At 56.8% G+C, this 10,708-nt stretch carries 7 protein-coding genes and 2 pseudogenes; 8 read left to right on the top strand and 1 reads right to left on the bottom strand.

All coding sequences use genetic code 11. The annotated features are described in order from the left end of the window. Positions 1–91 precede the first annotated feature (91 nt). Positions 92–375: pseudogene (locus tag K288_RS55230) on the top strand (IS5/IS1182 family transposase); the annotation flags it as partial. Between the two features lie 85 nt (positions 376–460). Here the strand turns inward: K288_RS55230 and K288_RS0140710 are convergent. Continuing rightward, positions 461–1,636, bottom strand: coding sequence for a TlpA disulfide reductase family protein (locus K288_RS0140710; RefSeq protein WP_027584556.1), 1,176 nt, complete (start codon positions 1,634–1,636; stop codon positions 461–463). A gap of 1,475 nt (positions 1,637–3,111) precedes the next feature. Here K288_RS0140710 and K288_RS48440 point away from each other — a divergent pair. The 7 genes and pseudogenes from K288_RS48440 to K288_RS0140755 form a co-directional block, all read left to right on the top strand. Continuing rightward, positions 3,112–4,428, top strand: coding sequence for a SidA/IucD/PvdA family monooxygenase (locus tag K288_RS48440; RefSeq protein WP_244443453.1), 1,317 nt, complete (start codon positions 3,112–3,114; stop codon positions 4,426–4,428). Between the two features lie 50 nt (positions 4,429–4,478). Next, entirely contained in the window at positions 4,479–5,678 is a 1,200-nt protein-coding gene (locus K288_RS0140725; protein ID WP_027584557.1) for an MFS transporter, read from the top strand. Between the two features lie 21 nt (positions 5,679–5,699). Beyond that, entirely contained in the window at positions 5,700–6,479 is a 780-nt protein-coding gene (locus K288_RS0140730; protein ID WP_027584558.1) for a phytanoyl-CoA dioxygenase family protein, read from the top strand. Positions 6,480–6,504: 25 nt separating this feature from the next. Further along, positions 6,505–6,834 (top strand): cupin domain-containing protein, encoded by a 330-nt coding sequence (locus tag K288_RS0140735; RefSeq protein WP_027584559.1) that lies wholly within the window; start codon positions 6,505–6,507, stop codon positions 6,832–6,834. Between the two features lies 1 nt (position 6,835). Next, complete coding sequence (locus K288_RS0140740) at positions 6,836–8,419, top strand: class I tRNA ligase family protein (protein ID WP_027584560.1); 1,584 nt, start codon at positions 6,836–6,838, stop codon at positions 8,417–8,419. Then, positions 8,416–9,603 carry a PLP-dependent aminotransferase family protein gene (locus K288_RS48445; RefSeq protein WP_244443454.1) on the top strand — a complete coding sequence of 396 codons (1,188 nt, stop codon included), beginning with the start codon at positions 8,416–8,418 and terminating at the stop codon, positions 9,601–9,603. The genes K288_RS0140740 and K288_RS48445 overlap by 4 nt, the downstream gene beginning before the upstream one ends. A 358-nt stretch (positions 9,604–9,961) precedes the next feature. After that, positions 9,962–10,492: pseudogene (locus K288_RS0140755) on the top strand (IS66 family transposase); the annotation flags it as partial. Positions 10,493–10,708 lie beyond the last annotated feature (216 nt).

Consider the following 10,708-nt stretch of genomic DNA (forward strand, 5'->3'; position numbering starts at 1 on the left):
TCTCTTCAATCGACGCTGTCCGCACCCACGATCTTCGAATCATGGTTGCCCATGGATTCAGAACTTCCGGAAAAATACAACTGTAATGCTAGGCGGCCAGTTCGTTGCCCATCAAGGCACTGCCTGCGCAACTCTTACTATGGCCTCACGCTTGCGACCGTGATCCCGGAAATGGAGATGCCGATCGGCAACACCATCGAGCGTATCCAGGCTACCACGGCCACAATGCCGGGCCGATTGCAAGTTCAAGGTGTTCACCTCTCGGCAGAGGCGGCGGATGACGCCGAAGATCCAGCGCGAGCTACGAGGCGTTCCGTTGTGGGGCCGATCATCGGTCATCTCAAGTCCGAGCATCGAATGGTCCGCAATTACCTTGGCATCGCGAGGGCGTTGGACGGACGACTACTTGCGATGGCCCGCCAGAGAATCGACCAATTGGCCAGTCGTCCAATTCAAATTATCACGCCTTTTTTCGGTTTTTCCTGATCCGGCGGCAGCGCTTCGGCGCTTGAGGAGACTTGTTTTGCGGAGCCGAACAAACACCCCCGTAATAAGCCTTCTCACCCTTGTAGTGGGCCAGGGCCTGGACCAACGGCGGTAGGATATGCTGTTTCAGTTCGTCCGGAATAGGCTCCGGACCGTCCAGCGACTTCAACGCCAGCTTGACCAACTCGATCGCGCGATCCTTGTTGCCGCTCTCGTAATAATACTGAGCGACCGCCCCGTAGGACAGGAACTTGGAGCCATCCTCGCGTTGTGGAGGATTCAGCGCCAGGATATGTTCGGACAAATTCTTGCCCATCGCCAAGCGCTCGTCAGGCGGGAAATAGGCGTTGTCCTTCGCCGGATCGAACAGTTCGCGCATCGCCCCGGCCATCCACAGCTCGGACTTTTGGTCGATCGCGTCGCGAACCAATTGGCGTATGACGGGCAAGCCGGTCTGCATGTCGTGCATTTTGTGAAGCAACAGATCCGCATGAAGCACGCGGAAGTTAATGTCGTCCGGCATCACCGCGACTGCCTCTTCGACCGCCGAAAGCGCCGTCGCCCAATCCTCGGCCTTCATCGCCGGCCCAAGTTTGGCGAAGATCGGCTCGGTCAGCTCTCGCTTGCGCGTTCTGCGTTGACCTTCGGCGATCCACTCCGTATCGGCGGCTTTAGCTTCATCGCTGGTGCGCCAGGTGCCGTTCAGAACTTTCGGCAAAACATCATCGAGTTGCATCGGATGACCGATAAAGGCGATGTGGCCGTCCCGGTCGACGACGAACGAGGTGGGAACCCCGCCAGCAAAACTTGGGTCCATCCAAAGTTTGTTCATTTCGCCCGTGTAGTCGAACCCGATCCGATAGTTCAGGTCCGGGAACTTCTTGGTCAACCATGCGTCCAACTGGGTTCGGGCTTCGCCCCCCGTTCGCGCTCGTTCATGAGCTGCGACTCCGACGACCTCAAGTCCGCTGTCTTTGTATTTCTCTTGCAGCTCCACCAAATGGGACATCGCCTTCACGCATGGTCCGCACCAAGTTGCCCAAAACTCGACGATGTAGACTTCCCCAGGCTGGAAGTTTGTAAAGGGATGGCCACGCAGCCAGCTCTCCACCTTGATCGGAGGAGCTGGGGACTCAACGCGCAGGACCATGTTGCTCTCCAAAGCTAGTGCCAAGGCTACTGCCAAACCCGGCGCGAATTTATGCACGAGCTTCTTTCTCTCTCAGAAACTGGCACAGCGGTTCAAGGGAAGGAGAGCATCGCTCGTCTTGCACCTCGTGCACCCAGCCCTCACTCAGTGTTGTTGCATCTCCATAGCAACGGCCGTGCCAGCGCCGTCATCGCGCACTAAGCGCCTGATTGGGTGATGAAAAACCTCCACGGCTACCTAAAGCCCGTGTTTTGAACCTGACAGGCTTTGTGTGGCTGTCAGAAACCAGACAAGCATCAGCGGTGTCGGCGCGCGAAAGGACGTGGCTTTCCGACGATTGTCGCGGCAGCTGGCGGAATGGGAATTGCTAGCCTCTTGATAACGCCTGTCGGACTCGATGCGAGGAGATTCTCGATTAACGCTACCATTTCGCTCGAGCATAAAAACGACCGGAACTACCAACAGGAACTGTAAGCTAAGTGAGAGAAGTGGCAGTGGCATGTTGGCACCTGGAGCTTCCCTGCCGACCTGTTGCAGCGTGGTCGGCCGCTCTTGCGTTCGCGTGGGCCAGTTTGACTCCAATCTCAAAACCGGTTTTGGCGTTGCGCGGCGAGGATGTCGCGGGCCCGTGGACCGACAGAACGTCGGTAAACGACTGATCAGAGAACTGAGCAACCCTTGGTCACAGTTTCCGGCCCTTGTGCAGCAAATCCTTCAAATGGCATCTCTCGCCGCGCTTGATTTGATGGACACCGGTATGCGGTGGTGTATCGCACGATGCTTCCCTCACCTACCATGCCGACCTTTATTCGGAACCTAAGCTGGCATGGTGAAATCCGAAAACGACCAAGTCACAATGCCCATGTCGACAGGACCCCCGCTATGGCCATCGACAGTGCGTTGACGCCTTGCCAAGTAGCCGCCGCTCGGGCAGCTTGCGTCGATCCTGCAAAGATTACGAGAGTCACTGCCTTGAAGGCCGAGATGCCTCGCGCGCGACGCATGACTATTGAATTGCGGCATCTGACGGCGCTGATGAGTGACGATAGATACCGAGTTCTAGGTTGCACGATGCCTCGGCTTTCCAACGTCGATTTATGATGCGATCACCTCGGTTGCGGTACCTTCTTCGCCCGGCCGCGCTCACACACGTCGTCCACCTCCGACTTTGCGTACCCGAATAGTGCTTCCACGTGTGGGTGCCGGTAGATGTTGGGAGCGTTACGAAATCACGAGCTTGCCTGAGCTGGTCTCTCTGCGGTGACACCAGATGAGCGTGGCTACTGCCATCGGCTTCGCGGCGCGTCTTTGTTGCGGCCACTCTACTCACGGCAGAATGGCATACGGTTCAGCCAGACCATCTGGAGAAGCTTGTATCGCACGTTACGTCAGGTTGTATGCTGCCAATTCGAGTAGGTGACTGCCTTCGCCAGCCGGGGAAGGCTTTACACGAGCGTGAAAGAGCCTCTGTGGATATGCTTGATGTTATTGGCATCGGGATCGGCCCATTCAATCTCAGCCTGGCGGCATTGATTGAGCCTACCCCGCTACGCGCACGATTCTTGGAGAAGTGCGAGGGATTTTGCTGGCATCCAGGCTTGGCGCTGCCAAACAGCCGGCTACAAGTGTCCCCACTTAAGGATTGCGTGACCCTGGTAGACCCTACCAGCCCCTATTCTTTCCTCAACTACCTAGCACGACACGGGCGGCTCTACAGCTTCGTCAACAAACGTAACGCCTCAACCTCGCGGCGGGAATTCACCGATTATTACCGGTGGGTCGCACGACGACTCGGCACGCTCCGCTTTGCCGAAGAAGTGGTCGACGTTGCGCCCTTTAGCGACGGCTACCGTGTCAACACGACTACAACCACATACCTCGCGCGCGCTGTGGTCATAGGAGTTGGCGTAGAGCCGAAGATCCCCGAGTGTGCGAGAGCCTTGATCGGTAACACCGTCTATCATGCGGCCGACTATCTCGAGCGGAATCCACCTTACGTCGGCGAGCATGTGCTCGTGGTGGGAGGTGGTCAGAGCGGCGCTGAGATTGTTGAGCACATGTTTAATCGTCCCTTAGCTACCCGGATTACGTGGGTAACGTCGCGAACGAACTTGTTTGCAATGGACGATAACAGTTTCGTCAACGAGGCTTACATGCCCGGGTACAGCCGGCGCTTTCACGCTCTCCCGCTCCAGCAACGTCGTGCCATCGTTGAGCACGAGAAGCTAACAAGCGACGGCATTTCTGCCGAATTATGCAATCGCCTCTATGACATGTTGTACGAACGCAGCGTCGAGGGCACGCTGGTTGACAGCTTTCGTTTGTTGTCCAGCGTAGTCCTAAAGGACATCACGTCCCACAACAAGCGTTGGCGAGTAGATCTAAATGGGATCACTACGCAGCGAGATCACAGCATCATAGTTGATCGCATAGTGCTCGCCACAGGCTTTCAGCCGCGCACCCCGCCCTTCTTGCAAACGCTCCTCGGCGGCGCGCGCATGGAGGATGGCCTGCCTGTGCTCGGCCCGGACTACGCGGTCCGCTTCGATCAGCACATGCCGGGGCCGGTATTTTTGCAGAACCAAAGCCGCCTGCAGCATGGGCTGCAGAGCGTCAATTTATCACTGGTCGCATACCGCAACAGCCTCATTATTAATAGCCTGCTCGGACAGTCGTTCTATCTGGATACGTCAGATCGGCAGATCCTTGACAGTTATGACAATTCAGACACGTCCGAGCTAGGCGCTCTGGATGTAATGCCGTCCACGCAACACATGGCCGCAATCACATGAGCCGAGCGCCGTTCTCCCCCCTACGCAGCTGTCGTGATGATACCCCCACTATGGGTGCGGACCAGCTATCTGCCAGGCTGCATCACCGTGCCTTTGGACCATTTTTGGTCGCGTCGATCGCTATTGCAGCAGCTTACGGCACAAGTTTCCTATTGCCGGACTATATGCAGGCGCTCGGTAAGAATAGTGAAGCCGCCGGCTTTCTTATCTCCAGCGCCATGGTTGCTACCATCGTGTGCGGCTGCTCGGCAGGCTGGGTAGCACAGCGCATCGGCATAATGCCGACGGTGGCCGCTGCCTCGGTCACCATGGCACTAGCCATGCTGCTCTTTGCCGGCGCAGTACTCGATGAGCGAGCGGCTTATGCCGGCTGTATGCTGATGGGCGCGGGATGGTCGGTGTCCTTCATCTTGTCACCGTTGCAGATCATTCGCCATCTACGGCCCGCAGCACGTATCCAATACTTGACTATTTTGTCCGGCTCACAAATGGCCGGGCTCGGCTTAGCCGCTCCACTCGGTCACTTCTTGGCAAAATTCACCGGCTCTTTAGCCATGGTGTATGCACTGTTCGCGATAGCCTGCGTAATCGCGGCCATCTGCGTAGCGGTCGCACGACGTGCCATGTTGGGTCTATCCGCAGTGCCGATGCCGCATATCGAAATCACAGTAGCCGCGACCGTAGCGCTAGTTCGAAAATGCACAGCTGCCCCCATTGCTATGATTGCCGTTGCCGGCTGCATTTTCTCGGGGCTATCGACATATCAGACCGCCTATGCAGCATCACGTCACCTAAATTCCGATTTGTTCTTTCTAATATTTACCGCTTCCAGCGTGGCGCTGCGCTTCTCTCTCGCCCACGTGATCGGCCGCCTGCCCGTACACCGACTTGCGCTCACGCTCTTCTCAGCTACTGGGGCATCACTGGTAATGTTTATTGTTAATACTGGCAGCACCCCGCTCTATATCGTGGCCACGGCAATTTTCGCCACAGGCTATGGGCTAACCTACTCCACCCTCAACGGAATGGCCGTCAATCTTGCTGGCGACCACGGGGTGTCCGTGCCCGTCACCTCACAAATCTTCACGTTAGCATATTTTTCGGGATTGTTCGGCTTTCCGTTAGTCGGCGGCCAGTTGATCCGCGGATTTGGTCCCGACGTGATGTTGCTCACGCTATTGGGCGCGACGGCCTTGAATGCGCTGCTGGTAACCGCGCTTCGAGTAAAGGCTACAACTGGTTACCTGTAATTTTGAGAGAGGAGCTCGCATATGCTGACCGAGGCACAAAAAGCGAAGTGGCATCAGGACGGATATCTCCGACTCGAAGGCTTCTTCGATCCATCCACTCGCGACGGCATTTCTAACTTCGTGGAGGACGTCGCGCGCTGGGATGTAAGCGTCGACAAATGGATGATGTGGTTCGAGAAGACATCCGACAATCGCAAGATTATCTCAAAGGTGGAGAACTTCTTGGATTACCATGGCGCTCTGCGCGAGACGCTATTGGCCGACGGCCGCATTCGCACGACGGTCGAGACGCTACTCGATGAGGACACGCGGATGTTAAAGGAACTGCTGATCTTCAAATATCCTGATAGCGGCGGCTACCGCCCACACCAGGACATTTATCATATCCCACACAAGATACCGGAACGCATGGTGCATGCAGTGGCAGCCATTGCCATCGACGATTCGGAACCTGACAACGGAGGTCTTTTCTTCACGCCAGGTCGCCATAAGGAGGGAGTGTTTCCAATGGATGCCGGCGGCGTGATCAATCCAGAGGTCGCCGAGACCTTCACATGGGAACCAGTGTCATGGAAAGCCGGCGATGTATTTATTTTCGACGACTACGCGCCCCACTACTCACTGCCAAATAGGAGCAATCGCCCCCGCCGCGCGCTTTATCTGGTTTTCCAGCGCGGATCTACTGGCGGTCCAACACGTGCCGAATATATGCGCATGAAGCGCGCCTACAACCCACCAGAAGGCAAGCTATCAGACCTGGAAAAACTGAACGTGCCTAACGGCATATTCTATCGCGATTGAGTGCCAACTCGGAGGAAGGACCGACGTGTACACGAAGCAGATTGATCATTCATTGATGCGAACGGAATATGGCGTACTGGTCTGTCGCCTATTGGAGCATCTGCCGGATGGTCTCAGCCCCGAGTTCGGCGCCTCGGTTGTTGAGGTCGCACCAGGCGGTGCGGTCGATCTGCACACGCACCACGAGCACGAACTGTGGGTGCTGATTTCCGGGTATGGAGAATTCGAGGCTGACAGCCAGATGAGGCCGGTGAGCGAGATGGCGTTGTGCTACATGCGACCACACCAAAAGCACGCTATCCGTAACGTCAGTCAGGACAGCAATCTCAAATTCCTATCGATTTGGTGGGATTGACATGCGCACTTACTTTGTTTGTCCCGCCCCCCCTTGCCCCAACGGCAAGCTACATCTCGGTCACGTCGGTGGCGTATACTTACTCGCCGATATCTTCGTGCGCTTTCAGCGTATGGCCGGCCATCGCGCGTACTATATTACGGGCGCAGATGAGCACGGCACGTATACCCTAGTAAAAGCACGAAAACTCGGCCAACCTGTTAGCGACGTCGCGCAGAAACACATTTGCGAGATCTTGCAGTGCTTGCGCGCGGTGCAAATCACGCCCGATGTATTTGTGTGCACATCTAGCGAGATCCACAAAGAGAATGCGCGGGTGATCTTCCGCGAATTGCAGGAGGCCGGCTATGTCGACGTGCGCAACGGCGTCCAACTCTATTGCGAACACTGCGACGAGTTCGTTGCCGACTCACTGGCAGCTGGAACTTGTCCGGCGTGCGATGCAGCTACCGACAGTAATTTGTGTGAGAACTGTGGCCTAGCTGTCCAGCATGACACCCTACGCAACGGGCGGCACACCACATGCGGCCGTAAGCTTGGGCTAAGGGCCATCAAGCAGGCCGTATTCGAAGTTCCCCGGCTGGCTCAGGCGCTGGACAAAGCTATTCGACAAAGCGCCTGGCCCAGGGCCATCCGCGATGAGGCGCGTGCTTGGCTAGCCGACAACGCGCATGGGTTGCCGATGTCGCGCCATTTCAGTCATGGTGTAGAGCTAAAACAGCCTGAACCCTTGATTGGCCAAACCCTGCTCACATGGTTTGAAGGTCTATGGTGTTTCGATACTGGAATTCGCGAGAAATGCGTCCATGACAATCTGGATGCCAACGCAGCATTGCACGCCCCGAACACCCAACTTGTGTTTTTCATGGGTCAAGATAACCGTTTCTACTACACGGTAGGTGTGACCGGCAGTCTGTTCGCGCGCGGCTACCCAATTCCCAAAAATCTCTCCGTCCAGGATTTCTACAAGCTCGAAGGCAAAAAGTTTTCCACCAGTCGCGACCATGCCCTTTGGACCGATGAAGTGGCGCGCGAGGTGGACCCCAGTGTACTCCGCTACGCGCTGGCGCGAGTGGCCAGGCCATTCGATAGCGATGAGAACGATTTCGATGTTGACAAGCTGATCATGGCGGCGTCACTCCTTCGCAGCTGGGAAGATGCGCTACGTCACTCAGCCAATAACGCACACACAATGGACAGCAAAGGCCTCTGCCCCGCTCTACGTGGCCTGGCTCAGCGCTACGCCAACGCGATCGAGGCACTGCGTTTCTGGGATGCGCTTGATATCATCAACACGTACTTCGAAGCAGCCGATTTTGCGCGTGAAGATAGTGGTATGTGGAATGCCGCGCAGATCTCATTGTTCCTGAGTCTTCTTTATCCCGTGGTACCTAAGCTAGCGATACGCTACGGTCAGCATTTCTTCGGCGCAGCATGGCAGCCGTCCCTCAAGAAACCTGCTGCAGCAGCTGCCCTGCCAGGGGCGAGGGTGGACTTCCCGTATTTCAGTGCGGCGGTACCTGCGAACTTCATCGCAGCGTATAATAAGCGTTTTCGTACAGAACAGGTTAGGCAATCTATTTGAACGACAAAATCATGACTTCGCGGGCCTCCAACCGCAGCGTCCTCGCTCAGAGCTTTGCCCCGTTCAATTACTCAGGTGCGAAGCACGCCATCAATTTCGGTTACGGCCTGCCCGATCCGTTGATGTTTGCAAAACTGGCCTGGCCGGATGCATTTAACCGAGATACCGGCGTCGCCTCCGCCGATCTGCCGCAGTATACGGATGCGGTGGGTTTGCCCGAGCTCCGTACAAAGCTCGCAGGGCGCTACGGTGTGCGCCATGATCAAGTCATCCTTACGGTTGGCGCTTCACAAGCTTTACAGTTGATCGCAGACGCTTGGATCGACCCAGGCGATGTCGTCCTGACCGAGGACCCGTCCTACTTGGGCGCGCTGCGCACGTTTTCAATAGCGGGTGCGACCATTCTCCAGCTCGGCATGTGCGCAGAAGGTGTCGATCTGAACGAACTCGAAGCAATCTTGCATAGTAATACCCGCGTGAAACTTTTCTACACGACGCCAGCATTTCATAACCCGACTGGGCGCCAGATGTCGCGTACCCATATGGCCCAGGTGGCAGCGCTGCTAGCCCACCATGGCCTGCCGTTGGTACAAGATCTTGTGTATGCGGAGCTGCCCTATAACGGCACAGTTGACTGCCTGGCGCCAGGCGGCAACGTGATCAACATCCATAGCATCTCCAAGATCGCCGGACCGGGGCTACGGGTAGGCTGGGTGCTTGCAGAGTCGGATATCATCAACAGGCTTGCACGGCTCAAATGTGATGGCGGCGTAAGCCCCATTGTCAGTAATATCGTTTTAGCGTTGTTGCAATCGGGCGCTCTTGATGCGCATATTGCGCGCCTGCGCCAGCATTATCGTGCCAAGCGGGATATTCTGCACACGCTTTTGCAGTCTAGCCGCATTTGCGAACCAGAGTATGTCGTACCAGGCGGTGGTTTCTCGTTCTGGGTACGGCTGGCCGCTGGCATTGAGGTTGAGACTTTCATTGAGGCTGCGCGTCGCGAGCAGGACGTACACCTTATACCTGGTCGTAATCATGGCCCACGAAGTGTCGATCATGTACGCCTGTGTTTTAGCTATCTCCCAACATCTGTAATTGAGCAGGGGTTAACGCGATTAGCTAGCCTGCATGCTAAGCTCTGCACTCATGGTCACCCACCCACGAAGCGCGAAGGTTGCTGACATACGTGGATTTTCTGACTAGCAGTGACACTGCCGTGTTTAACACGCATCAGGTTTGAGGTGGCGGAGAGAAACGACCGCACTATCCAAGGCCAATCACCTCGCGCAGCAGGTCGGCGTCTGAGGCCTTCTCTACGAGGGCGCGAAGGTCCATCATCTCGTCGATCATCGGTGATCGCTCGAAATTAGGTCGGTGTCAGCACCCCATCCCGCCGGCGAATTGCCGGTGACTCAGAGCCGTCCGCCGTATCGCTCCGGCGAGGACCGCCCTTGCGCGGTATGATGAAGGATGAAGACATAGGCGTATGACTGACCATACGCCTATTTCGAAGGTCTCCCGATTGGAAGTGGTCTCGGATTTACGCGCAAGCGCGGCGAACGCCAGACGTTCCCTGAGCATTTACCGCGCGAACGAGTGGTGATCGACGCGCCGGCGGCTTGCGAGTGCTGTGGCAGCAATCGTCTGCACAAGCTCGGGGAGAACGTGACCCGGACACTGGAAGTGGTGCCGCGCCAGTCGAAGGTGATCGAGACGGTCCGGGAGAAGTTCTCCTGCCGCGACTGTGAGAAGATCAGCCAGGCGCCGGCACCGTTCCATGCAGTCGCTCGAGGATCGGCTGGCCCGAGCCTGTTGGCCATGATCATGTTTGAGAAGTTCGGTCAGCATCAGCCCTTGAACCGTCAGGCCGAGCGCTATGCCCTGGAAGCGGTGCCAATCGCGCTGTCGACCATGGCGGACGCTGTGGGATCGGTCTGTGCGTCGCTGGATCCCCTCCTGCGCCTGGTCGAAGCCCATGTCATGGCGGCAGAGCGCCTTCATGCCGATGATACGACCGTGCCAGTGCTGTCCAAGGGCAAGACCGATACGGCACGATGCTGGATCTACTTGCCGCGCGGCAATTAGGGTGGAAGCGTAGCGTCAATCAGGATGAGAGAGCTTCGCCGGGCTCGTGACGCAGGGAGGGCGTAGCCCGACCGGAGTTACGAGCCCGGCGACGGCGCGATCCACAGTATCCCTCCATTGAGGGCCGCCTTGTTTGACGAACGCGATGGCTGCAGGTCCTAGGGGTAATCCTAGGAGAAGCGCTATGACGATTTCGCGAGC

This window comes from Bradyrhizobium sp. Ai1a-2 (assembly GCF_000426245.1).
In the GTDB taxonomy this organism is placed as follows: Bacteria; Pseudomonadota; Alphaproteobacteria; order Rhizobiales; family Xanthobacteraceae; genus Bradyrhizobium.

Bases quoted from the DNA above. Each gene is read 5' to 3' on its own strand.
- K288_RS0140740 (WP_027584560.1), top strand. From the start codon at position 6,836: ATGCGCACTTACTTTGTTTGTCCCGCCCCCCCTTGCCCCAACGGCAAG.
- K288_RS0140725 (WP_027584557.1), top strand. From the start codon at position 4,479: ATGGGTGCGGACCAGCTATCTGCCAGGCTGCATCACCGTGCCTTTGGA.
- K288_RS48440 (WP_244443453.1), top strand. From the start codon at position 3,112: ATGCTTGATGTTATTGGCATCGGGATCGGCCCATTCAATCTCAGCCTG.
- K288_RS0140730 (WP_027584558.1), top strand. From the start codon at position 5,700: ATGCTGACCGAGGCACAAAAAGCGAAGTGGCATCAGGACGGATATCTC.
- K288_RS0140710 (WP_027584556.1), bottom strand. From the start codon at position 1,636: ATGGTCCTGCGCGTTGAGTCCCCAGCTCCTCCGATCAAGGTGGAGAGC.